The organism is Arthrobacter melezitosi (assembly GCF_054511055.1).
In genome coordinates this window covers 290,846-314,429 of record NZ_JBTNDJ010000003.1, presented here as the reverse complement: position 1 = coordinate 314,429, position 23,584 = coordinate 290,846, and the positions used below count along the sequence as shown (strand labels likewise).

The following is a 23,584-nucleotide window of genomic DNA, read 5'->3' as shown; positions in this document are numbered from 1 at the left end:
GCCACCGTTGCCGGGGTTGTTATCCCCGCCGCCACCGTTGCCGGGGTTGTTATCCCCGCCGCCACCGTTGCCGGGGTTGTTATCCCCGCCGCCACCGTTGCCGGGGTTGTTGCCGCCGCCGTTACCAGGCTTCCCAGCGTTCGAATTGCCCGCCTGCTCAGGGGAAGCAGGAGCGACAGGCGCTACGGGGGCCACCACCGGAGCGACAGGCGCTACCGGCGCCACGACCGGAGAGGCGGGCTCGACCGGCACCGCAGGGGGCGCCGGTGTCCCGGGCTGTACCGGGGCTGCAGGCTCAACCGGAACCGCGGGCTCAACGGGGGCTGCGGGAGGACCCTGCACCGGCCCCTGGCCGCCGCCGGAACAGTTTGCCCCGTTTCCGCCCGCCGCCGAGACGCTCACTCCGCTGACGCTCAAGCCGGCAGAGTGGCAGGGAGTATTCTTCGGAGGCGGCGCAGCCTGAGCGGGAGCGGTGGTCGCAGCAAAGGCGAAGCCCACAAGCCCGACAGTTGTAAGTATTGATTTCATGGCAGCTCTCCAACCAGACGGTGGCTTAACTGACCACTCCTGGGGAGCTGAAATAAGGCGCCAAATGGCGTTATAGAGAGGCGCTCAATTTCCGGATGAGACCGACTCAAAACCTTGATGTTTCCCCAGCAGAATCATCAGTTTTTGATTACTTACTCAGGCTAGAAATGGCTGCGTGGATAGTCGCGAGTGGTCAATACTCGTTCGTTTTCGAGTAGTTCGCGTAATCACTCGAAAATCTACTCCCGGGGTACTGGGCGCCCCACGGCACCTCGAAATGGTGATGGGAACTGTCTGACCACCCGAATCCGTCGCGTCGCGTGCCTTCTACCTGACACTGGACGGGCCTTCGGATAGTGTGAGCGCAGGTGAAAGGGGGAAGGGACGCCGTGAGTAAGCAAGACATCAGCTGGGCCGGGTTCGGCGGCACGGCGGTCGTGGCATCGCCAAGCGATGAGGACGGCCAGGATCTGTGCGCCATTTTGCAGCAGGCGGGATATGCGGCCGTCGCCGTTGCATCCAGTTCGGCGTTATTGGGGACCCTCCGCCAGAGCACGCCCGACATCGTTTTCCTCGATCTTGCGCTTGCCGCCGAGAGTAGCCGGGCACTCGTCGGTGTGCTGGAATCGGATTCCCGTTTCGCCGGCCTTCCGGTAATTCTTCTTTTGCCCGACAGCGCTCCACTGGAACCCGGAGGATTGCTCGAATATCCCATCACCGACTTCGTCTTCCGGCCTTACCAGGACCGCGAAATCATCCAGCGGGCTGCTTCCGCCATAGCCCGGCGTCGTCAGCACCGCGTGCAGCGCGAGTCTGCGTCGCTGCTTCGCGAGCGGATGCGCGAAATATCCGCGGGAATCCGTGCCACCAACAGCCTCGAAACCATGGTCGGCAACTTTCTCGCAGGCCTCGGCCGTGCGTTGGGGTCCGACTCGGTCTTCCTGCAGATTTTCCCTGACGACCGCGTTGCCGACCTCAGTTCGCACTGGTCAAGTCCCGACGCGGAACCGATGGAAGCGCCATCCCTGGCCCATCCGGGAAGGGCGAAAGCCTTGGCGCTGAGGTTGTGGGAGAGCTCATCCGGCGAACGTTTCCCGCCGGCTGAAGACTCATCACCGGCAGGCACCTCCGTTCTCGAGGACGTCGCAGACCTCGCAGGCATCACGAGCGGTGTCGTCGTCGCGCTCGGTGAGGGCACTACCCCATTCGGGCTGGTATGGCTCATCAACAACCACCGGCCCCTCGAATGGACCCCGGTGGAGAACTCCCTGACCCAGCACGTGCTGGGCAACTTCGCACATGGCCTGATCCAGGGTCAGTTGATCGCCCGGCAGCAGCAGGCCGTCGAGAAGCTCCGACGCCTCAATAAGGCCAAGAGCGACTTCGTCGGTACGGTCAACCACGAGCTGCGGACCCCGCTCGCTTCAATGGCCGGGTACCTTGAAATGATCCTTGACGGCTCAGGGGGTCCGCTGCCCGAGGGAGCCCGCCGCATGCTCGAAACGGTTGAGCGCAACACGACGCGTCTTCGCGACCTGATCGAAAACATCACTGCGCTCTCTCCAACAATCGATGAGCCGCACGGCCACCTCGCGGTAGACCTCAGCCACGTGGTTGCCGCAGCAGCGGGTGACCTTTCAGCGGCGGCGGCCGCGAAGCAGGTGGGCCTCCTCTTCCTACCCGCCGAGGAAAGCGTCCTTGTCGCGGGCCACTACGATCAGCTCAAGGAAGCCGTGGGCCTGGTGATCTCGAATGCCGTCAAGTTCACCGCGCCCGGCGGGTCGGTCGAGGTCAGGACCGCGCTCCGCCCGGCCTCCGGGCTGGCCGAGGTGGTGGTGCGGGACACCGGCATCGGGATACCCCAGGCCGACATTCCGCGCCTTTTCGAGAGCTTCTTCCGTGCTTCGAATGCCACCGACGGCGCCGTCCCCGGGGCGGGAGTGGGATTGGCCATTGCCCAGCGGACGCTGACGGCACACGACGGCTCGATCACTGTCGATTCGACTCTCGGTGAGGGAACCACTGTGCGCATCGAACTGCCGCTGAAGGCTCCCGCCTCCGTAGCCACCCCGGCCTGACCTCCCGTCCGGTCGAGACCGCCGATTTGCGCCCTGCCGGGGAACCGTAAGGATGGGTATATGAACGAACGCCAGCAGATGCCCAAACGGACCGAACTCGATAAGGGAACCCTGTTCGGGTACCTCGACACCCACCTGCTGGGTGCGACGAACGGGGTGCGGCTGTTTGAAGCGGCGAGCCGATCCTGGGACGGCACCGAGAGCGGGACCGAGCTCGCCCGGATGGCGCGCGATATCTCCGGTGAGCGGGCCAAACTTGTGAAGCTCATCCACGCCCTCGGTCACCGGCCCGGCAGGATCAAGATGGCCGCGGCCCATGGCGGTGCGGTGGTCTCGGCGGTCAACCCGATCAACCTGCTGCGCCGGCGCTCCGGCGAGGGTGCCCAGCTCGAGTTCGAAGCGCTGCAGTCCCTCCTGCGGGGCAAGGAAGCGCTTTGGGACACCCTGCTCTTCGTTGCCGGTACGCCGGCCGGCCGGCGGGAACCGGCCCTGGACCCCGCCGAGCTTGAAGGACTCCTTGCGGCAGCCCGGGAGCAGCAGCAGACCGTCGCCCGGATCATGCGTGAAACAGCCGTGGAGCGGTTCTTCTCGGACTGAGCCTGCTGCCGGCGGGCTCTAGGCTTCGGCCGGCTCCTCGTACTTCGGGAAGATCGGGGTCGGAGCCGGAAGCGCGGTGCCCGGCTTCAAGGCGGTCCCGAGGGCGGAGAACGCCCGCAGCGGGTCCGCCTCGGAGGTGCCCTGCCCCAGCACTGTGAGGAGCTGCCCGGCGCTCGTGGGCATCACCGGCTGGGACAGCACCGCGACGATGCGCAGTACCTCGAGCGTCACATAGAGGACGGTGTTCATGCGCTCGGGATCCGTCTTGCGGAGCACCCACGGTTGCTGGTCAGCGAAGTAGGCGTTGGTGTCCCCCAGCACCGTCCAGAGCGCCTCCAGCGCCCGGGAGAACTCCTGCTTCTCGAAAGCCGACCGGCACGTGTCGAGGAGTGCGCCGGCGTTGGCGAGCAGAGCGGCATCGGGCTCGGTAAAGGGGCCCGGCGAGGGCACCATCCCGGCGCAGTTCTTGGCCACCATGGACAGTGAACGCTGGGCAAGGTTGCCGAAGTTGTTGGCCAGATCGGCATTCATCCGTCCCACGACGGCCTCGTGGCTGTAGGAACCGTCGGCGCCGAAGGGAACTTCGCGCAGCAGGAAGAAGCGGATTTGGTCAAGGCCGTACTGCTCCACCCAGTCCTGGGGCGCGACCGTGTTGCCCAGCGACTTGGACATCTTCACGCCCTTGTTGTGCAGGTGGCCGTGGATCATGATCCGCTTGGGCAGCTCGAGCCCTGCCGACATGAGGAACGCAGGCCAGTACACGGCATGGAAACGCGAGATGTCCTTGCCGATCACATGGACATCCGCCGGCCAGTATTTTTCGAACGATTCCGACGCCGTATCGGGGAACCCGGCACCCGTCAGGTAGTTCGTGAGCGCGTCCACCCAGACGTACATCACGTGCTTGTCATTGCCCGGGACGGGAACGCCCCACTCAAAGGTGGTGCGGCTGATCGAAAGGTCCTGCAGGCCGCCCCGAACGAAGCTGATGACCTCGTTGAAGCGGGACTGCGGCGCGCCGAACTCGGGGTTCTTCTCGTAGAAGTCGAGCAGGCGCTGCTGGTAGGAGGCCAACCGGAAGAAGTAGCTCTCCTCTTCGGTCCAGGTCACCTCGGTATCGGTCTCCGTGGCGTAGCGGATCCCGTCCTCGCGCAACTCCGTCTCGTCCTCGGGCCAGAAGGCCTCGTCCCGGACGGAGTACCAGCCCGCGTACTTGTCCAGGTAGATGTCCCCGTTCGCTTCCATCCGCCGCCAGATTTCCGACGCCGCAGCATAGTGGTCCTCGTCGGTGGTGCGGATGAAGCGCGTGTAGGAAATGCCAAGGGCGTCGTTCATCGCCCGGAAGGCCTTCGCATTGCGCGTGGCGAGTTCGCGGACGGGGACGCCCTCCTTGTCCGCTGTCTGCTGCATCTTCAGCCCGTGCTCATCCGTTCCGGTGAGGAACAGCACGTCGTACCCGTCCAGTCGCTTGAACCGGGCCATGGCGTCGGTGGCGATCGTCTCGTAGGCGTGGCCGATATGCGGGACGCCGTTGGGGTACGAGATCGCGGTGGTGATGTAGAACGGAGTGTTGGAGCCGGGAGAAGTCACCCTACGAAATTACCCTGTCCGCGGTCGAAACCCGATTCCGCAACGGGCGCGCCCCGCGCGGGCGCGGCCGCCTCACCCCAGGACGTCCCGGCCCAGCACGGCATGGACACCCCACACCTCGTTGGCGATCTGGGTCACGCGCAGGTCCACCACCGTGCTGGCCAGGGCCAGCGCCTTCGTCCGTCCCACGCCGTACAGGGCCTCCATCCAGGTCAGCATGGCGCCAAGGGCTTCGGCGCTGGCGGCATTGAGGTCCGGATTGAAGCCGAAGGTGATCCTAGCGGTGGGCGTGAGGGCGTGGATCGACCGCAGTGCCGGCTCCGCCACGAGGTCCAACACCAATTCCGCCGTCATCGGGCACTCGATCGCCGTGCCGCCCACTTCCCCGTCGCCCTGGCGGGCGTGGCCGTCCCCCACGCAGAGCAGGGCCCCGGGCACGGTGACGGGCAGGTAGAGGACCGATCCGGCGACGAGTTCGCGGCAGTCGATATTCCCTCCGCCGGCGGCGCGCGGAGGAACCGTCCGGAAGTCCCCCGGCTCATCGGGCGGCATCCCGACGACGCCGAGGAACGGGCTCAGACCGACCGAATGCCCCAACTGGTTCACCGCGGTGCCCTGCCCGGGATCCAGCTCCCACAAAAGCCACTCCGGCTCCGCGCGGTCCACCCCGAGAGCGCGGGCAAGGGCATCCCCGCGGTGACCGGCAATGGTCCACCCCCAGGCGCCCGGTACCAGGGAGGCGAAGGACACGGCAAGCACGTCGCCGGGCCGGGCCCCGCGGACCCCGATGGGACCGGTCAGGCAATGGCCCGCGCCGCCCGGGAACATCACCGGCTTTGCCTCCCCCGGAGATTCCTGGCGCTCAAGATGCCCTGACGCGTCGAGGGCGGACACCAGGACGGTGTCGCCCGGATCGACCTCGAGCACGGCCGGGGTGGAGCGGTTAAACGCCTGGACTACGGTTCCGCGCTCGGCCGGCAGGGTGTGGACCGCCATCGGGCTCCCTTCGACTGGGACGGGTGCCTAGGACTGCAGGTCGACCTCGCGTGCGACGGTCGCCCCGATCTCCGCCTTGACGGCGTCGAGCACGTCCTGGGGAACCGCGCTGTCGAGCGTGAGCAGCGACAGGGCCTGGCCGCCCTCCTTGTTCCGCGCCACCTGCATGCCGGCGATATTGATGTCCTTTTCGCCGAGCAGGCGCCCGAGGGTGCCGATGACGCCCGGACGGTCGGCGTAGAGGAGCACCAGGAGGTGCTCGCTGATCGGAATCTCGAGGTCATAACCGTTGACGCCGACGAGTTTCTCGATCTGCTTGGGACCGGTGAGGGTTCCGGCGACCGAGATCTGGGAGCCGTCCGACAGGGCGCCGCGGATCCTGAGGACATTTCGGTATTCCTCGGATTCCGGCGTCGTGACCAGCCGGGTCGCAATCCCGCGCTGCTCCGCGAGCACCGGGGCGTTGACGTAGGACACCTGCTCGGACACGATGTCGGTGAACACCCCCTTGAGGGCGGCGAGTTCCAGCGCCTTCACGTCCAGTGCGGCGATCTCGCCGGCGACCTCGACCTCGATCTGGGTGAGCGAGTCGTGGGTGAGCGCGGTGAAGATCCGGCCCAGCTTCTCGATGAGCGGAATACCCGGGCGGACGGCGGGGTCGATGACGCCGCCGGCGACGTTGACGGCGTCGGGCACCAGCTCCCCGGCAAGGGCGAGCCGGACCGACTTCGCGACTGAGACGCCGGCCTTCTCCTGCGCCTCCGCAGTTGACGCACCCAGGTGCGGGGTCACAACCACATTGTCGAGCTTGAAGAAGGGAAGGTCGGTGCTCGGCTCGGAGACGAAAACGTCGACGCCAGCGCCGGCGATCTCCCCGCGCTCCAGCGCGGCATGAAGTGCCGCCTCGTCGATCAGCCCGCCCCGGGCGACGTTGACGACGAAGGCGCTGTTCTTCATCTTCGCGAATGCGTCCTCGCCGAGCATGCCGACCGTCTCTGGCGTCTTCGGCATGTGGATCGTGACGAAGTCCGACTCCGTGAGGAGCTCGTCGAGGGTCACGAGCCGCACGTTCAGCTGGGCGGCCCGGGCGGAGGTCACGTAGGGGTCGAAGGCGAGGATTTCGGTGCCGAACCCCTGCAGGCGCGCCGCGACGAGGGCCCCGATCCGGCCCAGGCCGATGATCCCGATCTTCTTCTCATACAGTTCGGACCCCGAGTAGCGGGAGCGCTTCCACTCCCCCGCCTTCAGCGCCGCACTGGCCTGCGGAATGTTCCGGGCCAGGCTGAGGATGTGTCCGACGGTCAGCTCGGCGGCCGAGATGATGTTCGAGGTCGGCGCGTTCACCACCATGACGCCCGCCCGCGTGGCGGCCTTGATATCGACATTGTCCAGGCCCACCCCGGCCCGGGCGATCACCTTCAGCTTCGGCGCGGCCGCAATGGCTTCGGCATCCATCTGGGTCGCCGAACGGACCAGGACGGCGTCGACGTCGCCGAGGGAGGCCAGGAGCTGCTCGCGGTCGGCGCCGTCGGTGCTCCGGATCTCGAAATCCGGTCCGAGCGCCTCGACCGTGGCGGGCGAGAGTTCTTCGGCAAGGAGAACTACGGGTTTTTCCACAGGGTGTTCCTTCACTGCTGCAATGCGGGGCGGGTGGAGTTTACGGCCAGCTTAGGGTGCAGGAAAGGCCGGGCCCGCTATGTTACTCAGCAGTGAGCCCGGCCTATCTTTTCCTGGAGTGTCCCCCAGCGGGGTGGCAGCAGGGTCGCTGCCGCGGCGCCTAGCGGGCCACTGAACCTTCGGTGTAGTCGTCGTTGGTCTGGATCCAGGAGAAGAGCTTCCGCAGTTCCCGGCCGGTCTTCTCGATCGGGTGGTCCTCGCCCTTCTTGCGGAGGGCGGCGAACTCGGGTGCGCCGGCGTCCTGGTCGTCGATGAACCGCTTGGCGAAGGCACCGTTCTGGATGTCGGCGAGGACCGCCTTCATGTTCTCCTTCACCGACGGGTCGATCACGCGCGGACCCGAGACGTAGTCGCCGTATTCGGCGGTGTCGGAGACGCTCCAGCGCTGCTTGGCGATGCCGCCCTCGACCATCAGGTCGACGATGAGCTTGAGCTCGTGGAGTACCTCGAAGTACGCGACCTCGGGCTTGTAGCCGGCCTCGGTGAGGGTCTCGAAGCCGTACATGATCAGCTGCGATGCGCCGCCGCAGAGCACAGCCTGCTCGCCGAAGAGGTCCGTCTCGGTCTCCTCGGTGAAGGTCGTCTCGATGACCCCGGCACGGGTGCCGCCGATGGCCTTGGCGTAGGACAGCGCGAGTTCGCGCGCCTTGCCCGAGGGGTTCTGCTCGACGGCGATCAGGTCGGGAACGCCGCGTCCGGCCTCGAACTCGCGGCGGACGATGTGCCCGGGGCCCTTGGGGGCGACGAGGGCGACGTCGACGTCGGCCGGCGGTTTGATGTAGCCGTAGCGGATGTTGAAGCCGTGCCCGAAGAACAGGGCGTCGCCGGCCTGCAGGTTGGGGGCGATGTCCTCGGCGTAGACGTGGCGCTGCACCTGGTCCGGGGTGAGGATCATGATGAGGTCGGCCTCGGCGGTGGCCTCGGCGACGGAGAGGACCCGGAGGCCCTCGGCCTCGGCCTTGGCACGTGACTTCGATCCTTCCTTCAGCCCGACGCGCACATCGACGCCGGAGTCGCGGAGGCTCAGCGCGTGCGCGTGGCCCTGGCTGCCGTAGCCGATGACGGCCACGGTGCGGCCCTGGATGATGGAAAGGTCTGCGTCGTCGTCGTAGAACAACTCGGTCACGTGGATGTCTCCTCTAGTGGATTACTCGGAAAAAAACTGGGGTCGGTGGAACGGGCGGTGCGGGTTCAGGCGCTGCGGAGCGCCCGGTCGCTCATCGACTTCGCCCCGCGGCTGATCGCGAGGGTGCCGGACTGGACGATTTCCCGTACCCCGAACGGCTCAAGCACGGACAGGAGGGCGCTGAGCTTCTCGGGGGTGCCGGTGGCTTCGATGATCAACGAGTCGGTGGAGACGTCGACCACAGAGGCCCGGAACAGGTCTGCGGCCTGGGTGACCTGCAGCCTGGTTGCCGCGTCGGCGCGCACCTTGACCAGGATGTGGTCCCGCTGCACGGACTGTTCGGAGGTCAGCTCGACAATCTTGATGACATTGATGAGCTTGTTCAACTGCTTGGTGACCTGCTCCAGCAGGTCGCCTTCCGCCTCGACCACAACGGTCATCCGGGACATCCCCGGAATCTCGGTGGGCCCAACGGCCAGGGAGTTGATGTTGAAGGCGCGCCGGGCGAAGAGGCTCGCGACACGGGTCAGGACGCCGGGGACGTCCTCGACGAGTACGGAGAGCGTGTGACGGGTCATGGCTAGTCCTCCTGCTCCCATACCGGGGTCATGTTTCGGGCGATCTGGATGAGGTCGTTGCTCACGCCGGCGGGCACCATCGGCCACACCATCGAGTCGCGGCTCACGACGAAGTCGACGACGACGGGCCGGTCGTTGATCGCAAGGGCCTGCTGGATGGTGGCGTCGATGTCCTCGTCGCGTTCGCAGCGGAGCCCGGCGCACCCGTACGCGTCAGCGAGCTTGACGAAGTCCGGAACCCGGACGGTGTCATGACCGGTGTTGAGGTCGGTGTTGGAGTACCTGCCCTCGTAGAAGAGGGTCTGCCACTGCCGCACCATGCCGAGCGACGAGTTGTTGATCACGGCGACCTTGATGGGGATGTTGTTGATGACGCAGGTCGCGAGCTCCTGGTTGGTCATCTGGAAGCAGCCGTCGCCGTCGATGGCCCACACCACCCGGTCGGGGTTGCCGACCTTGGCGCCCATGGCTGCCGGCACCGAGTAGCCCATGGTGCCGAGCCCGCCCGAGTTGAGCCAGGCGTGCGGGCGTTCGTACTGGATGAACTGGGCCGCCCACATCTGGTGCTGGCCTACCCCTGCGACATAGACGCCCTCGGGGCCGGTGAGCTCACCGATGCGCTTGATGACCTGCTGGGGTGCCGAAAGTCCGTCGTCGGGCTGGGTGAAGCCGATCGGGTAGGTCTCGCGGAGCCGGTTGATGGTGTTCCACCACGCGGAGATGTCGGGCGCTCCCCCGCCGTCGTACTGTTCCCGGACCGCCTGGATGAGTTCGGGGATGATTTCCTTGACCGAGCCCACGATGGGGACGTCGGCGGTGCGGTTCTTGGAGATCTCCGCGGGATCGATGTCCGCGTGGATGACCTTGGCGCCCGGCGCGAAGCTGGAGAGCACCCCGGTGACGCGGTCGTCGAACCGTGCGCCGAGGGTGATCAACAGGTCGGACTGCTGCAGGGCGGTGACCGCCGAGACCGAACCGTGCATGCCCGGCATGCCGACGTGCTGCGGGTGCGAGTCCGGGAAGACGCCCCGGGCCATGAGGGTGGTCACCACCGGCGCGCCGACGAGCTCGGCGAGCTCCTTCAGCTCTGCCGCGGCATGGGCCTTGATCACGCCGCCGCCGACATAGAAGACCGGGCGGGTGGAGCCGGCGATCAGGCGGGCCGCCTCGCGGACCTGCTTTGAGTGCCCGCGCACCACTGTCCGGTAGCCGGGGATGTCGATCTTCGGCGGCCACGAGAAGGTCATCTTGCCCTGCTGGGCGTCCTTGGCGATGTCGACGAGCACCGGCCCGGGGCGGCCGGTCGAGGCGATATGGAACGCCTCGGCCAGCACGCGGGGAATGTCGTTGGGGTTCGTCACCAGGTAGGAGTGCTTGGTGATCGGCATCGTGATGCCGACGATGTCTGCCTCCTGGAAGGCATCCGAGCCGATGACGGCGCTTGCCACCTGGCCCGTGATGGCGACCAGGGGCACCGAATCCATGTGGGCGTCGGCGATGGCGGTGACGAGGTTCGTTGCGCCCGGGCCGGAGGTGACGATGCAGACTCCCGGTCGTCCGGTAACCATGGCGTAGCCCTGGGCGGCGTGGCCGGCACCCTGCTCGTGCCGGACCAGGATGTGGCGCAGCTTCGTCGAGGCCATGAGCGGGTCGTAGGTGGGAAGGATGGCTCCACCCGGGAGCCCGAAGATGTCGTCGACGCCCAGTTCTTCAAGGGACCGGACGATGGCCGATGAGCCGAGCATTTCGATGGGGGCCACAACATTGTTCGGACCCCGGACTGCACTTGGCTGCGCCACGGGCTGGGACGTGTCCCGGCCCGGCGCTGCGGGAGCGGCCGGCCTTGCTGCCATCAGCGCCGGGCTGATGGGCGATCCCTTGGACATCTGGAACTTCCTTCGGAACGGGTACTGCATTGACGTGCTGGACAGTTGGTGCGCGATTTGTCTGGTGGAAACAAAAAACCCCTCCGCCTGGTGGGCTGGTGAGGGGTTGCGCGTGACGTAGGTTCTACCGGTCGGGCTTTAGGCCACGCGCTTGGTAAGGACGACTACTACGTTCACTGGCTGCATATTTGAAGTCTCCTCGTACCGGTTATGCAGTGTCAACAGCACTCCGCGCTGTCTCACATATTGGACATGCTAGTCCAGTTAGTGGACACTAACTGGACCGGTGAGGGTGGGGCAGGAGTGCAGCGGGTCCCGAGTGCGCCATTCGCTTCAGCGCGCGGGCCTGGCGACAGAGGCACTGATTTAGCCACCCACAATAAGGCGATGAACCTGAGGGCCCCGAGGGTGCCATGCGCTCTTGCGCGTGGCTGGCGACGTGGGCACTCACTCGGCCACCCACAATAAGGGTAGAAACCAGGGGCCCCTAAGCCCGCGCGCTTAGCGCGCGGGCCCGGCGACAGAGGCACCGAGCCGGCGACCCACAATAAGGCGTCGGACCGAGGGCCCCAAGGTGCCATGCGCTTAGCGCGTGGCACCTTGGGAGGTTCTAGCCGCAGTAAGCCCCTTCGGAGGCCGAGTGGACGAGCTTGGCGTACTTGGCCAGGACGCCCTTGGTGTAGCGGGCGGGCAGCGGCACCCATCCCACCTTGCGTGCCTCGAGTTCGGCCTCGTCGACCAGCAGGTCGAAGCTCTTGCTGGGAATGTCGACGCGGATGCGGTCCCCGTCGCGGATGAAGGCGATGGGACCGCCGTCCACCGCTTCGGGGGCCACATGTCCGATGCACAGCCCTGTGGTTCCGCCCGAGAAGCGGCCGTCGGTCACCAGGAGCACATCCTTGCCGAGTCCGGCACCCTTGATGGCACCGGTGATGGCGAGCATCTCGCGCATGCCCGGGCCGCCCTTGGGACCTTCGTAGCGGATGACGACGACGTCGCCGGCCTTGATCTCGCCTTCGGCGAGCGCCGCGAGGGCCCCCTGTTCCCGTTCGAACACGCGGGCGGTTCCCTCGAAGACGGAGGCGTCGAACCCTGCGGTCTTCACCACGGCGCCTTCGGGGGCCATGGTGCCCTTGAGGATGCTGATGCCGCCGGTCTTGTGGACGGGGTTGTCCATGGCGCGCAGGATCTTCCCGTCGAGGTCCGGCGGGTTGATCTCCGCCAGGTTCTCGGCGACGGTCTTGCCGGTGACGGTGAGCGCATCGCCGTGGATGAGTCCGGCGTCGAGCAGGGCGCGCATGATGACGGGCACGCCGCCGACCCTGTCGACGTCGGTCATGACGTACCGGCCGAAGGGCTTGAGGTCGCCCAGGTGGGGGATGCGGTCGCCGATGCGGTTGAAGTCGTCGAGGGTGAGCTCGACCTCGGCTTCGCGCGCGATGGCGAGCAGGTGAAGGACGGCGTTGGTGGAGCCACCGAAGGCCATGGTGACGGCGATGGCGTTCTCGAACGCCTTGCGCGTCATGATGTCGCGGGCGGTGATGCCGAGGCGCAGCAGGTTCACCACCGCCTCCCCCGACTGGCGGGCGAAGTGGTCGCGCCGCCGGTCCGCGGAGGGCGGGGCCGCCGAACCGGGCAGGGACATGCCGAGGGCCTCGCCGATGCAGGCCATCGTGTTCGCCGTGTACATCCCGCCGCAGGCGCCCTCACCGGGGCAGATCGCCTTCTCGATGCGGGTGAGGTCCCCCACCGACATCTTCCCGGCGGCGCACGCACCCACGGCTTCGAACGCGTCGATGAGGGTGACTTCCTTTTCGGTGCCGTCCTCGAGCTTGACCCAGCCGGGCATGATCGTCCCGGCGTAGAGGAAGACGCTGGCCAGGTCGAGCCGGGCCGCGGCCATCAGCATTCCGGGCAGCGACTTGTCGCAGCCGGCGAGGAGGACGGAGCCGTCGATCCGCTCGGCCTCCATCACGGTCTCAACCGAGTCGGCGATCACCTCACGGGAGACCAGGGAGAAGTGCATGCCCTCGTGTCCCATGGAGATGCCGTCGGAGACGGAGATGGTGCCGAACTGCATGGGGAACCCACCGCCGGCGTGCACCCCTTCCTTCGCACCCTGGGCGAGCCGGTTCAGGGAGAGATTGCAGGGGGTGATTTCGTTCCAGGAGCTTGCGACGCCGATCTGCGGTTTGACGAAGTCATCGTCGCCCATGCCGACGGCCCGGAGCATCCCACGCGCCGGGGCGCGCTCGATCCCATCGGTTACGGCACGGCTTCTTGGCTTGATGTCAGGGGTAGTCACGGTCATGCCTGAAAGTCTAGGGGTTGGCGCCGCGGGTTCTTGATTTGTATTTCCGGGCTGTTACCACCCGGCGGTTCGCGCCCGGCAACCTGTGGTTGGGAGAACGCCTCCGGTACAATCGGCCGCAGTGGGCGCAGCGCCCGCGGGCCGGGGGTTCATCGCCGCGGCCGTCCCATCAGCCGGCACCTACTCCTTTGGCGGAACATGACGTCCGAGCCTGAACCTTCATCAGAGCATCTTCAGGGCGGCCGGGGATTGAAGAACGCCCTTCGCCGCGTCTTCGACTCGCAGATCCCGAACTTCGGCGCCTACAACCTCGTGTTCGCGGTCCCCGACGGGTCAGACCAGTCCAGGGACGCTCCTTCCTCGGAGGCCACCTCCTTCGTGGTGGGCTACCGCTGGAAGCCTGCCGAACTGATGATCGCGCCGGTCCGCGTGGCGGACCTCAGCGGCGCCGGAACCCCGGTGGAGATCAATATGACCAACCTTTCGCACGCCATGATGTGGGATGACGACTGCTACGAAGTGGGCACCAGCACCGGAAAGGTCTTCCGGTTCATCGTTGGGGACCGTCCCGTCCTGGATGTCGGCCCCGGCAACGGCATCGTCCTTGAGCAGGACGAGGACCGGACCGACTTCGACGCCTTCATGGAGGTCTTCATCGGCCTCGCCTAGGCCTCAGGCCCACGGTCCGGGCTGCACGAGGTTTTCCGGCGCAGCGCCGCTGTCCAACAGCTGCAGCTGGCGCTCGAGGAGCCGGACGATACGCGGCCAGAACGCGCCCGTGTTGCCGCCGACATGCGGGGTGATCAGGGCCCCCGGAGCCCGCCACAGCGGGTGCTCCGCCGGCAGCGGCTCGGGATCGACGACGTCGAGGGCGGCCTTGAGCCTGCCCGCCACCACCTCCCGCGTCAGCGCCTCCGTATCGACCACCGGACCGCGCGCAACATTCACCACCAGGGCGCCGTCGGGAAGCGCGGCGAGCACCTCGGCGCCGATCAACCCCCGGGTCGAAGCGGTCAGCGGCGTGATGACTATGACGACGTCGTGCCGTGGCGCGAGCTCCGCAAGCTCCGAGGCCGCATGCACGTGCCCGAAGTCATCGTCGCGCGCAGAGCTTCCCACCCGGGTCAGGGTGACGTCGAACGCCTCGAGGCGGCGCTGGATCTCCCGCCCGATGCCGCCCACCCCCACCAGGAGCACGCGGCGGTCCGCGAGTCCTGCATACCGCCGGGGACGCCAGAGGCCCTCCAGCTGATTGCGCACCGCGTCGTCGATGCCGCGCAGCGAGGCCAGGGCAAGGCCGACGGCCAGTTCAGCGGTCGCGGCGGCATGAACGCCCGAGGCGGTGGCGATGCCGACGCCGGACCCGACGAGGTCCGGCACCCCGTCGTATCCGGTGGTCTGGGTGTGGACGAGCTTCAGGCCCGAGGCCTGGGGAAGCGCGGAACGCAGGTCGGGCGTGCCCGTGTAGGGAAGGACCGCGGCGTCGATCTCCGCGGGGTCCAGGCCTGCCGGTGCGCGGTCGAAGTCCCAGACCGCCAGCCGGATGGCACCCGCCGCGGGCGCCAGTGCCTCACGGAGCTCCTCCGAGGGAACGGTGAGGGTTCGAATCGTGCGCCGGGGCAGCCTCTGGGTCTCCATCGGCCCAGCCTAGCGGGGGCGTGCGGCGGACCGGGTGATGCCGCCCGGTGCGGCGGCGCCATCCCCCCGGTGGCGGTGTGTGATCATACAAGGACCGGCACCGCCCGAACGAGCTGCCGCCAGCCCACCGCCGTTCAGCCATTCCCGGAGCCGCAGCTTGGATCGAGCATCGACGTACCTTTCGTTCAACCCCGAGCAGTTCGAGAGGCTCTCGCCGCGCCGCCGGATGCTGCTCAGCCAGGTGCCCCTGACCGCCACGGCCCTGATCCTCCTCGCCGGGGTCGCCGTCTTCGCGCCGGCCCTCCTGCAAGGTCCCCTCCTGCAGCTGTCCATGCTGATGCACCTGCTGCTCCTCGTGCTCTGTGCCGCCATCCCCTGGGGCCGGCTTCCCCTGGCCGCCACGCTCGCCATTCCGGTCCTCGAATTCGTTCCAATTGCGCTGATGCGTGAGGCAGCCGGCACCGAGTTCACGGCCCTTGGGTTCCTCGCCGTGTTTCCGGTCATCTGGTTGACGGCCTCGGGGATCCATCCCCGGGCCGCGATCCTGACCGGGGTGGCAGCCACCCTGGCGGTGGTGTGGCTCCCGCAGTTCCTTCGGGGACCTGTCACCCCCGATGAGCTGGCCCGGCCGATGCTGGTGCCCATCATGATGCTTGCCATCGGGGTTACCGTCAGCGCGATCACCGAGGGTTTCCGGGCCCAGCGGAGGATCCTCGAGGGCAAGGATGCCGAGCTGCGCTCACTCCTGAAGGCCAGTGCCCTGCGGGAGCGGCTGCTCCACACCGTGGTGAACGCCGTCGATGTCGGGGTGCTCGCCGTCGACTCCTCCGGCCGGGAGATGCTCGCCAACGAGAAGCAGCGGCACCTGTTGCCCGCCACCACCGCACCGGACGGCGCAGTCCGGGGCGAAGCCGCCACCGCCATGTTCCAGGAGGACGGCGTCACGGCCCTGCCTCCGGAGAAGCGTCCGGTGCGCCGGGCCGTCGAGGGAGAAATTTTCTCCGAGGAGATAGTGCGGATCGGCGACGGCCGCGACCAGAAGACGCTCTCGGCCTCGGCCGCCCGGATGAAGTCCGACGATGGACGGCATGACGGCACCGTCGTCACGTTCAGCGATGTCACCGAACTGATGTCGGCGCTCAGCGCCAAACAGGCCTTCATCTCGAATATCACCCACGAACTGCGCACCCCGCTGACCTCGATCGTCGGCTATGTCGAGATGCTCTCCAGCGTCGACGGCGCCCCCGCGCCGATGGTGGCCGGCCTCGACGTCGTCTCCCGCAATGCCCAGCGGCTGCTGGGGCTGGTCAACGACCTGCTCGGGACCGCCGACGGCCCGACGGCGCTCGACCCCTCCCCCATCGACTTCGTTCAGGTGGTCTCCCATGCCATCGCCTCGGCGACCCCGCGCGCCATCGAGGCCGGCACCGCACTCGAAACGGAACTGGCGGACGGCCTGCAGGTCGTATGCGACCCGGGCAAGATCGGGCAGGTGCTCGACAACCTCATCTCCAATGCCATCAAGTATTCTCCGCGCGGCGGGACGGTGACCGTCCGCGCCCACTCCGAGGACGGGCGGCTTGTGTGCACCGTGGCCGATACCGGTATGGGGATGAGCGAGGCGGACTGCCGCAGCGTCTTCACCCGCTTCTTCCGCAGCCCGGACGCGGTGCGTGCGGCGATCCCGGGCGTGGGGCTGGGCCTGGCGATCGTGAAGGAGATCATCGACCAGCACGACGGCGGCATCGAATGCGAGAGCCGGCTCGGCGAAGGCACGGCCATCACCTTCTGCCTGCCGCTGGAGCAGCACGCGCTGAGCCGGAGCTGACGGATCGGCTGCCCGATTTTTCGATTCCGCCGAAGTGCTGGTAGAGTTTCATGCTGTTGCGGATGACACGGACTGGTGAAAAGGACCGGATCAACGCCACGCACCTCTAGCTCAATTGGCAGAGCAATTGACTCTTAATCAATGGGTTCCGGGTTCAAGTCCCGGGGGGTGCACACGAAAGAAAAGCGGCTCCGATCAGGCATTGCGCCAGGTCGGAGCCGCTTTCGTTGTGCCCGGGAAACTTCCCGGATCAGCAGACCGCAGGAAGTGTCCGGGAGCCCGGGAGGACCGGCGGATGGTCAACGGCGGGCCCGCAGCGGTCTATGCTTGAGGTAGAAGCTCCCAGCGGGCTTCGAGGAACCCGGCAAGCTCTCGCCAGCTGCCGGGTTCCGTTCGTTGTAGAGTAATTCCGCCACATCTTCGCCGACACCCAATCCACGGGGTGGGCCGGCTCCCGGGCAGGGCCGCCACCGATCCCAACCGGCATCCAGGAGCTCCCGGTGAAATCCAACGCCGACGACCCACAGCGGTTCGACTTCCACCCCTGGCCCCGGCTTCCGCGCTCCGGTGAACGCTCAACGGCCCGGACGGTGATCGGCAGCATCATCATCGCCGTCATCCTCATCGACACAGCCCTGTCCAACCCCGACCTCGGCCGGATCGTCGTCACCTGCATCATCCTGTACGTCGTTGTTGTCTGGATGAGGCGGCGCCGGCCGCAGCACCCGGCCCGGGGACAGCATCCAGCCCAGTGACGGCTCCAACCAGTGACGGCTCCAACCCAGTGGATGCTCCGGGCCGGACCCGTTAGTTACCCGACTGCTGGGTGTCGGGCCGGTGGCGCAGTTCCTGGGCCGCGGCGCTCACCGCCGTGGGCGGGCCGTCCACCGCGCAGTGGCGCAGGGTCGCGGCACCGGTCACAGCGGACCCGGTAGTCCATGCACCGGCAGCGCGGGCGGTCCCGGCACCGCCGGTGTCGGCGGTCTCAGCGCCGGTGGCGCCGCCGTCTGCGGGCTTCGACCTTGGTGCTGCCGGGCGCTCCGCCCCTTCGGGCAGCGCGGGGTTGCGGATCGTGACTGCGGCCAGCACCGCCGCGGCCGCAAGCACCACGGCGCACACCACCACTGCGGTGCGGAACCCCTGGGCGAAGACCGGCGGGTCGGTGTAAGCATCCCCGGACAGCCCCGCGAGCACCGGCAGCACCGCGATGGCGAGGAGGCCGGCGGCGCGGGCCACCGTATTGTTCACCCCGGAGGCAAGCCCGGCCTGGGTATCGGGTACCGAAGACATCGCCGCCGCGGTCAGGGGCGCAACCAGGAGGGAGAGCCCCAGCCCAAGGATGATCACCGAGGGAAGCACATCCGCCCAATAGGATGCGCCCTCATCGATGCCCAGCATGAACAGCAGCGACACGGCGCAGATGGCCGGGCCCAGCGTCATGGGCAACCGGGGCCCGATGCGCGCACCCAGGGCGCCGGCCCGCGCCGACAGCAGGAGCATCAGCCCCGTGATGGGCAGCAGCGCGACGCCTGCGGCAAGCGGCGAGAACCCGGCGACGACCTGGAGATGGACCACCAGCAGGAAGAAGATGCCGCCGAAGGCACCGTAGATCAGGAAGGTGACGGCGTTGGTGGCGCTGAACTGCCGCCTCGCGAAAATGCCCAGCGGCAACATCGGCATGGCGATCCTGCTCTCCAAGATGAAGAAGGCAACCGCGCACAGGGTACCCAGCGCGGCGGCGGTGACCACAGGGGCCGCCAGCGGCCCGGCGGTTGGAATATCGATGAGGGCGTACGTCCAGCCCCCGAGCGCCCCGGCACCCAGGAGGCCCCCGAGGAAGTCCGGCGCGCCGGTGGCCGAGGGATTGCGGGTTTCCGGGACCCGGCGGTGGCAGATGATCACGACGACCGCCGCGATCGGCACGTTGATGAGGAAGATCCACCGCCACGAGACGCTCTCGACGAGCCAGCCGCCCAGGAACGGCCCGATGGCCGTCGCCACGCCGCCAAGCCCCGACCAGGCACCGATGGCGCGGGCGCGGTCCTCCCACGCGAACGACGCCTGGATCATCGCCAGGCTGCCCGGCGTCAGCAGGGCGCCCCCCATCCCCTGGAGGGCACGTGCGGCGATCAGGGTGCCGGCGTTCGGCGCCAGCCCGCACAGCAGGGACGCCACGGCAAACCACACGACCCCGATGACGAACACCCGCTTGCGCCCGAACCGGTCACCCAGCGCCCCGCCCAACAGGATGAAGGCGGCGAGCGTGAGCGTGTAGGCCGTTACCGTCCACTGCAGTACCTCGAACCCGGCGTCGAATTCCTCACCGATTGCGGGGAGGGCGACGTTGACGACGGTCGCGTCGATTCCCGCGATCGCCGAGCCGAGAATCGACGCCAGCAACAGCCAGCGGCCTGACGCCGATGCGAGCCGTACCACCTCGTTCATTGGTTATCTGCCTCCCGGCAGGCCTTCCGGCGGCTGCCAAGTGCCAGTGTCCCACCCACCGGAAAGGCAGACAAGGAAGGTGCCCGGGAACCTGCCAGCATGACGCCGCGGTTCCCGGGCACCGGGCCGGACCCCCTCCGGGCCCGGGGTGTGCCGGGCCCGCAGCGGGCTCAGGAGTTTGATGCTTCCTTGTTCACGTCCGTCGGGGAGTCATACTCCCGGTCGGGCAGCGCCCGCAGGGTCTCGAGCACCTCGTCGCCGGCGCCCGAGCCTTCCGCGTGCTTTACCAGGTTGTCCTTTGAGACCGGGTAGTCGATGCCCCCGAGCGCCTTCTGGATATCGATCGGACTTGGATTTGCCATGGCGTGCATCCCTTCGGTTGATTGATCCCTTCACTGGCCAAGGATTGCCCCGGCAGCGTCAATTGCGCGGTCGGTGACGGTGGTCGGCGACTCCAGGTGGACCGCCCCGGAGGGCAGCAGACCCGCGCCCCCGAAGCGCTCCATCACGCGCCACTGCGCCGCGACGTCCTCGCCCGCATGGCCGGCCGGAAGGTGCTCCCAGAAGTCGAAGCCACCGCACTGCTCCAGGGCGCTCCGGTCGAAGAGCACGCAGCCGCCCACCCACGCGACCTTGTACAGCAGGGATTCCCCGGGCCCGAGCTCCAGCGCCGCGGCCGCGTGGGTGAGGTTCGCGGCGTTGTGCAGGCGCCAGCGGCCGAAGCCCGCGCTGGTGGGGCGCAGCCGTTCGGGCACCACCCTGCCGCCCTCCCAGAACTGGAGGGTCGCGCGTTCGTGCGGGCGGTCATCCTGCAGGTAGGAAAGGCCCTGGACGGCGGAGCCGACGAAACCGGCGCCGGATTCCGTAAGTGCCCGGTGCATCCGCTCGAGCACCCCCGGTTCGAGCCACACATCGTTGTCCAGGTACAGCACCGTCGGCGCCTCGGCGAGCCTGAGGAGGTAGCTGCGGTGCTCGGCGAGTCCCTGGCGGGGCAGGTGGTGCTCGCACCGCACGGCCCGGCCCTGGGCACGCAGGACGCGAACCATCGCCTGCACCGCAGGGTGCTCCCAGGCCGGCGTCCCGTCGGTCTGGTCGCTGATGACGACCCGGAAGTCGGGGGCGTCCTGGGCCGCCAGGCCGGCAAGGGTGACGGCGAGTTCCGCCGGCCGGGTGAGCGAGGGAATGAGGACGTCAATCTCGGGCGCCGCCGGTCCGGCCGGCGTGGCCCACTCCCCCGACCAGCGCCGGGTCATGACGCTCCCTCCACAACGGGGCCCGGGCCGCGGATCTTCCGCACGACGGCAGAGGTGGACTTCTCGGGGACGTAGTCCAGGATCCGCACCGACCCCCCGCAGGCCTCGACGGCCGGCGCTTCGGTGAGCATCTGCTCCGAATAGTCGCCGCCCTTGGCGTAGATGTCCGGCCGCAGGGCCTCGATCAGCGGCACGGGGGTGTCGGTGCTGAAGACGGTGACATAGTCGACGCAGCTCAGGGCGGCCAGCACACCGGCCCGGTCGGCGGCAGGGTTGATGGGGCGGTCGGGCCCCTTGAGCCGCCGGACGCCGTCGTCGTCGTTGACGGCGACGACCAGCACGTCGCCAAGCTGCTTGGCCTGGTTGAGGTAGGCGGTGTGGCCGCGGTGGAGCACGTCGAAGCAGCCGTTGGTGAGCACGATCCTCCGCCCCTCCGCCCGCTCCCGGCCGATGGCCCGCAGCAGTTCGTCCGGTTCGAGGGCCGTATCGGCGAAGCTGCCCAGGTGCTGGGCGAGGTCCTCGGTCGAACAGACCGAGGTGCCGGGGCGGTGGACCACGATGTCGGCGCCCGCCTGCGCGAGGTCCAGGCTCGTGGTCAGCGGCAGCCCGGCGGCGCGGGCGGCGGCAAGGCAGGCAACGAAGGTGTCGCCCGCGCCGGAGGCCTGCTTCTCGGTGGCGGGCCTCGCCCAGGTGCGGTGGAACTCCCCGTCGGCTCCCAGCAGGACAGTCCCGTCCCGGTCCAGGGTGACGACGACGGCCGCCGCTCCGCTCGCGGTGAGCAGGTCGGCGCTGCGGGCACGCACCGCCGCGGCCCGGTCCTGCCGCACGTCGAGCCGCCCGCCCAGCAGAGCCGCCGCCTCGCGCGCATTCGGTGTCACGAGGTCGGGCCGCAGCGCAGCCCACGCGGCGGGATCGTGGGCGTCGACGAGGGTGAGCCGGTCACCTTCGGCGGCGGCGAGCGCATCGCGCACCTCACCGCCAAGCACCCCGGTGCCGTAGTCGCAGACGATGACGGCGTCGGACCCTGCGACGGCGGCCGGAACCCCGGCGGCCACCAGGGCCGGGCCGTTCCGGACGTTCCGAGGTGCCTCGTCGAGCCGCAGCAGCACCTGGCCGCCGCCAAGGATCCGGTACTTGGTGGTCGTCGTCATACCGGGGTCCTCGATGAGATGGGTGACATCCACCCCGGCCGCGGCGAGGAGCGCGCGCAGCTTCGCGCCGGCGTCGTCGGCGCCCGTCAGCCCGCACAAGCGCACCCGGGCACCGAGGGCGGCGAGGTTCATCGCGGTGTTCGCCGCGCCGCCCGGCGCGTAGTCCCTGCGGTCAAGGTCCACGACCGGCGCCGGCGCCTCCCGGCAGAGCCGTTCGATGGTGCCGCTGAACCAGCCATCGAGCATCACATCGCCCACCACCGTGATGACCGGGGCGATCCCGGCGATCCTCAGCGGGACCCACCCGGCGAGGCCGCGGACCTCCTCCAGGCCACCCATCAGGCGCTCCCGGCGGGCGGGGAGCTGATGTGCACCACCTTGACCCGGGTGAACTCGTCGAGCAGTTCGGGGCCGTAGCCGAAGCCTTCCCCACTGATCCCCCGTGGCTGGGCGGAACCCCCGGGGGCGCCCCCGAAGACCGCGTTGATCTTCACCGTGCCCACCGGCAGGGCGGCGACGGCCCGCTGGGCATTGGCGATGCTGCCCGTGAGCACCGTCGCGGCCAGGCCGTACCGACCGGACGCCGCCCGGGCCAGGCCCTCCTCGAAGCTTTCAACGACGCTCACCGGTGCCACCGGGCCGAAGGTCTCCTCGGTCATCACCCGCATCACCTCGGTGCAGCCAAGGAGCACCGTGGCCGGGTAGTGGGCCCCGGGGCCTTCGGGGACCTCTCCCCCGACGGCGCGCACAGCGCCGAAGGCAAGCGCCTCGGAGACCTGGGCGTGGACGGCGTCGCGCAACCGGGTGTCGACAAGCGGTGCCACCGCTCCGGACCCGTTGCGGGTCCGGGCCTGCTCCACGAGCGCCTCGGCGAACCGTCCGGAAATCGCCCGGTGGACGTAGATGCGCTCGACGGCCGTGCAGATCTGCCCGCTGTTGCTGAAGGAACCGATGGCGGCCTGCTCGGCGGCCCACCCGGGATCGACGTCGGCGTCGATCACGAGGGGATCGTTCCCGCCGTTCTCCCGCAGCACGTGCGCACCGGTCAGCGCTGCGGCGCGGGCGATGCGCTCCCCCGTGGCGCTGGAGCCGACGTGGGCGAAAACATCGACCCCGCCCTGCCGGGTCAGGAGGGCACCGACCTCGGGACCGCCGGTGAGCGTGATGAGCACTCCGTAGGGAAAGGTCTGGGAGAGGACCTCCCCGAGCCGCAGGCCGAGGTGCGGACAGCGTTCGCTGGGCTTGTGCACCACGGTGTTGCCGGTGACCAGTGCCGCGGCAATCAGTCCCACCGCGACGGCCACCGGATCGTTCCAGGGGGTCAGCAGCACGGCCACCCCACGGGGCTCGGCCACCGTGTAGTCCGCGGCGAGGGCCGCCCCGCGGAGGGCGTGTCCCCGGTGCACCGGCCCGAGCTCGGCGTACTGCTCGAGGGCCGAGACCGCCGCGTAGGCCCCCGCCAACGCCTCCTCGACGGGCCGTCCGGTCTCCCGGGCGTTCAGCGCGGCGAGCTCCGGGGCCGCCGCCCGCAGCGCGTCGGCGGCCGAGCGCAGGTGGCGGCCGCGGGCGGCCGGATCGGTCGCCGCCCATTCGGGCTGCACGGTGCGGGCCAGCGACAGCGCAATCTCGACCTGTTCCGGTGTTGACGACTCGAGGGTGCCGACATGCGTCCCGTCCCGCGGGTCAAGGACGGTGATCGACTCGGCCACGGCGGGTGAATGGACGTGGGAGTAGGTGGACATTGCGCTCCTTGGCGGGTTCTCCGAATCGGCCCGCCGCGGGTCCAATTTCCGGCGGGTAGCTGAACCAATACCCCGGCGTCCGCGCGTTTACACAGCTGCGGGGCGGGGAAATTAGAAATTGTGGCGCGCCACCGCAGCACCCTATCGTTTCCTCAGCACG

General features: G+C 68.4%; 18 protein-coding genes and 1 tRNA gene. 6 read left to right on the top strand and 13 right to left on the bottom strand.

Annotation, left to right across the window (positions count from 1 at the left end; all coding sequences use genetic code 11):
- The first annotated feature begins 917 nt into the window (after positions 1 to 917).
- Entirely contained in the window at positions 918 to 2,606 is a 1,689-nt protein-coding gene (locus tag ACX80W_RS06035) for an ATP-binding protein (protein ID WP_459281348.1), read from the top strand.
- A 60-nt stretch (positions 2,607 to 2,666) separates the two neighbouring features.
- Positions 2,667 to 3,203 carry a hypothetical protein gene (locus ACX80W_RS06030; RefSeq protein WP_459281346.1) on the top strand — a complete coding sequence of 179 codons (537 nt, stop codon included), beginning with the start codon at positions 2,667 to 2,669 and terminating at the stop codon, positions 3,201 to 3,203.
- A gap of 18 nt (positions 3,204 to 3,221) precedes the next feature.
- Here the strand turns inward: ACX80W_RS06030 and metG are convergent, their stop codons facing one another.
- The 7 genes from metG to ilvD form a co-directional block, all read right to left on the bottom strand.
- Positions 3,222 to 4,793 (bottom strand): methionine--tRNA ligase, encoded by a 1,572-nt coding sequence (gene metG / locus ACX80W_RS06025; RefSeq protein ID WP_459281344.1) that lies wholly within the window; start codon positions 4,791 to 4,793, stop codon positions 3,222 to 3,224.
- A gap of 72 nt (positions 4,794 to 4,865) precedes the next feature.
- On the bottom strand, positions 4,866 to 5,789 hold the full coding sequence (locus ACX80W_RS06020) for an acetamidase/formamidase family protein (RefSeq protein ID WP_459281342.1): 924 nt from the start codon (positions 5,787 to 5,789) through the stop codon (positions 4,866 to 4,868).
- A 27-nt stretch (positions 5,790 to 5,816) separates the two neighbouring features.
- Positions 5,817 to 7,406: a phosphoglycerate dehydrogenase gene (gene serA / locus ACX80W_RS06015; RefSeq protein ID WP_459281340.1), complete on the bottom strand. Its 1,590-nt coding sequence runs from the start codon at positions 7,404 to 7,406 to the stop codon at positions 5,817 to 5,819.
- A gap of 160 nt (positions 7,407 to 7,566) precedes the next feature.
- Complete coding sequence (gene ilvC / locus ACX80W_RS06010) at positions 7,567 to 8,592, bottom strand: ketol-acid reductoisomerase (protein ID WP_459281338.1); 1,026 nt, start codon at positions 8,590 to 8,592, stop codon at positions 7,567 to 7,569.
- A 65-nt stretch (positions 8,593 to 8,657) separates the two neighbouring features.
- Positions 8,658 to 9,170, bottom strand: coding sequence for an acetolactate synthase small subunit (ilvN, locus tag ACX80W_RS06005; protein ID WP_120165272.1), 513 nt, complete (start codon positions 9,168 to 9,170; stop codon positions 8,658 to 8,660).
- 2 nt (positions 9,171 to 9,172) lie between these two features.
- Positions 9,173 to 11,056: an acetolactate synthase large subunit gene (locus ACX80W_RS06000; protein ID WP_459281335.1), complete on the bottom strand. Its 1,884-nt coding sequence runs from the start codon at positions 11,054 to 11,056 to the stop codon at positions 9,173 to 9,175.
- A 610-nt stretch (positions 11,057 to 11,666) separates the two neighbouring features.
- Positions 11,667 to 13,367 carry a dihydroxy-acid dehydratase gene (gene ilvD / locus ACX80W_RS05995; protein WP_459281334.1) on the bottom strand — a complete coding sequence of 567 codons (1,701 nt, stop codon included), beginning with the start codon at positions 13,365 to 13,367 and terminating at the stop codon, positions 11,667 to 11,669.
- Between the two features lie 249 nt (positions 13,368 to 13,616).
- Here ilvD and ACX80W_RS05990 point away from each other — a divergent pair, with 249 nt between their 5' ends.
- Positions 13,617 to 14,036, top strand: a complete 420-nt coding sequence (locus ACX80W_RS05990; protein ID WP_459281332.1) for a hypothetical protein — start codon at positions 13,617 to 13,619, stop codon at positions 14,034 to 14,036.
- A 3-nt stretch (positions 14,037 to 14,039) separates the two neighbouring features.
- Here ACX80W_RS05990 and ACX80W_RS05985 read toward each other — a convergent pair whose 3' ends face one another.
- Positions 14,040 to 15,005: a 2-hydroxyacid dehydrogenase gene (locus ACX80W_RS05985; RefSeq protein ID WP_459281330.1), complete on the bottom strand. Its 966-nt coding sequence runs from the start codon at positions 15,003 to 15,005 to the stop codon at positions 14,040 to 14,042.
- 157 nt (positions 15,006 to 15,162) lie between these two features.
- Here ACX80W_RS05985 and ACX80W_RS05980 point away from each other — a divergent pair, with 157 nt between their 5' ends.
- The 3 genes from ACX80W_RS05980 to ACX80W_RS05970 all read left to right on the top strand — a co-directional run bounded on the left by ACX80W_RS05980 (position 15,163) and on the right by ACX80W_RS05970 (position 17,588).
- Positions 15,163 to 16,833, top strand: a complete 1,671-nt coding sequence (locus ACX80W_RS05980) for a sensor histidine kinase (protein ID WP_459281328.1) — start codon at positions 15,163 to 15,165, stop codon at positions 16,831 to 16,833.
- Positions 16,834 to 16,933: 100 nt separating this feature from the next.
- Positions 16,934 to 17,006: transfer RNA gene (locus ACX80W_RS05975), tRNA-Lys, on the top strand.
- Positions 17,007 to 17,333: 327 nt separating this feature from the next.
- Complete coding sequence (locus tag ACX80W_RS05970; RefSeq protein ID WP_459281326.1) at positions 17,334 to 17,588, top strand: hypothetical protein; 255 nt, start codon at positions 17,334 to 17,336, stop codon at positions 17,586 to 17,588.
- Positions 17,589 to 17,640: 52 nt separating this feature from the next.
- Here the strand turns inward: ACX80W_RS05970 and ACX80W_RS05965 are convergent, their stop codons facing one another.
- The 5 genes from ACX80W_RS05965 to ACX80W_RS05945 form a co-directional block, all read right to left on the bottom strand.
- On the bottom strand, positions 17,641 to 19,278 hold the full coding sequence (locus ACX80W_RS05965; RefSeq protein WP_459281324.1) for an MFS transporter: 1,638 nt from the start codon (positions 19,276 to 19,278) through the stop codon (positions 17,641 to 17,643).
- 170 nt (positions 19,279 to 19,448) lie between these two features.
- A complete protein-coding gene (locus ACX80W_RS05960; protein WP_459281323.1) occupies positions 19,449 to 19,640 on the bottom strand; it encodes a DUF2795 domain-containing protein in 192 nt (63 codons plus the stop codon).
- A 30-nt stretch (positions 19,641 to 19,670) separates the two neighbouring features.
- Positions 19,671 to 20,531 carry a glycosyltransferase gene (locus ACX80W_RS05955; protein ID WP_459281321.1) on the bottom strand — a complete coding sequence of 287 codons (861 nt, stop codon included), beginning with the start codon at positions 20,529 to 20,531 and terminating at the stop codon, positions 19,671 to 19,673.
- Positions 20,528 to 22,021: a D-glycero-beta-D-manno-heptose 1-phosphate adenylyltransferase gene (rfaE2, locus tag ACX80W_RS05950; protein ID WP_459281319.1), complete on the bottom strand. Its 1,494-nt coding sequence runs from the start codon at positions 22,019 to 22,021 to the stop codon at positions 20,528 to 20,530. Before rfaE2 ends, ACX80W_RS05955 begins: the two co-directional genes overlap by 4 nt.
- Positions 22,021 to 23,424 (bottom strand): aldehyde dehydrogenase family protein, encoded by a 1,404-nt coding sequence (locus ACX80W_RS05945; RefSeq protein ID WP_459281317.1) that lies wholly within the window; start codon positions 23,422 to 23,424, stop codon positions 22,021 to 22,023. The genes rfaE2 and ACX80W_RS05945 overlap by 1 nt, the downstream gene beginning before the upstream one ends.
- Between the last annotated feature and the right edge of the window lie 160 nt (positions 23,425 to 23,584).

Bases quoted from the DNA above. Each gene is read 5' to 3' on its own strand.
- ACX80W_RS05955 (WP_459281321.1), bottom strand. From the start codon at position 20,531: ATGACCCGGCGCTGGTCGGGGGAGTGGGCCACGCCGGCCGGACCGGCG.
- ACX80W_RS06020 (WP_459281342.1), bottom strand. From the start codon at position 5,789: ATGGCGGTCCACACCCTGCCGGCCGAGCGCGGAACCGTAGTCCAGGCG.
- ACX80W_RS05985 (WP_459281330.1), bottom strand. From the start codon at position 15,005: ATGGAGACCCAGAGGCTGCCCCGGCGCACGATTCGAACCCTCACCGTT.
- ACX80W_RS06000 (WP_459281335.1), bottom strand. From the start codon at position 11,056: ATGTCCAAGGGATCGCCCATCAGCCCGGCGCTGATGGCAGCAAGGCCG.
- ACX80W_RS05945 (WP_459281317.1), bottom strand. From the start codon at position 23,424: ATGTCCACCTACTCCCACGTCCATTCACCCGCCGTGGCCGAGTCGATC.
- ACX80W_RS06030 (WP_459281346.1), top strand. From the start codon at position 2,667: ATGAACGAACGCCAGCAGATGCCCAAACGGACCGAACTCGATAAGGGA.
- rfaE2 (WP_459281319.1), bottom strand. From the start codon at position 22,021: ATGGGTGGCCTGGAGGAGGTCCGCGGCCTCGCCGGGTGGGTCCCGCTG.
- ACX80W_RS05965 (WP_459281324.1), bottom strand. From the start codon at position 19,278: ATGAACGAGGTGGTACGGCTCGCATCGGCGTCAGGCCGCTGGCTGTTG.
- ilvD (WP_459281334.1), bottom strand. From the start codon at position 13,367: ATGACCGTGACTACCCCTGACATCAAGCCAAGAAGCCGTGCCGTAACC.
- ACX80W_RS05960 (WP_459281323.1), bottom strand. From the start codon at position 19,640: ATGGCAAATCCAAGTCCGATCGATATCCAGAAGGCGCTCGGGGGCATC.
- ilvN (WP_120165272.1), bottom strand. From the start codon at position 9,170: ATGACCCGTCACACGCTCTCCGTACTCGTCGAGGACGTCCCCGGCGTC.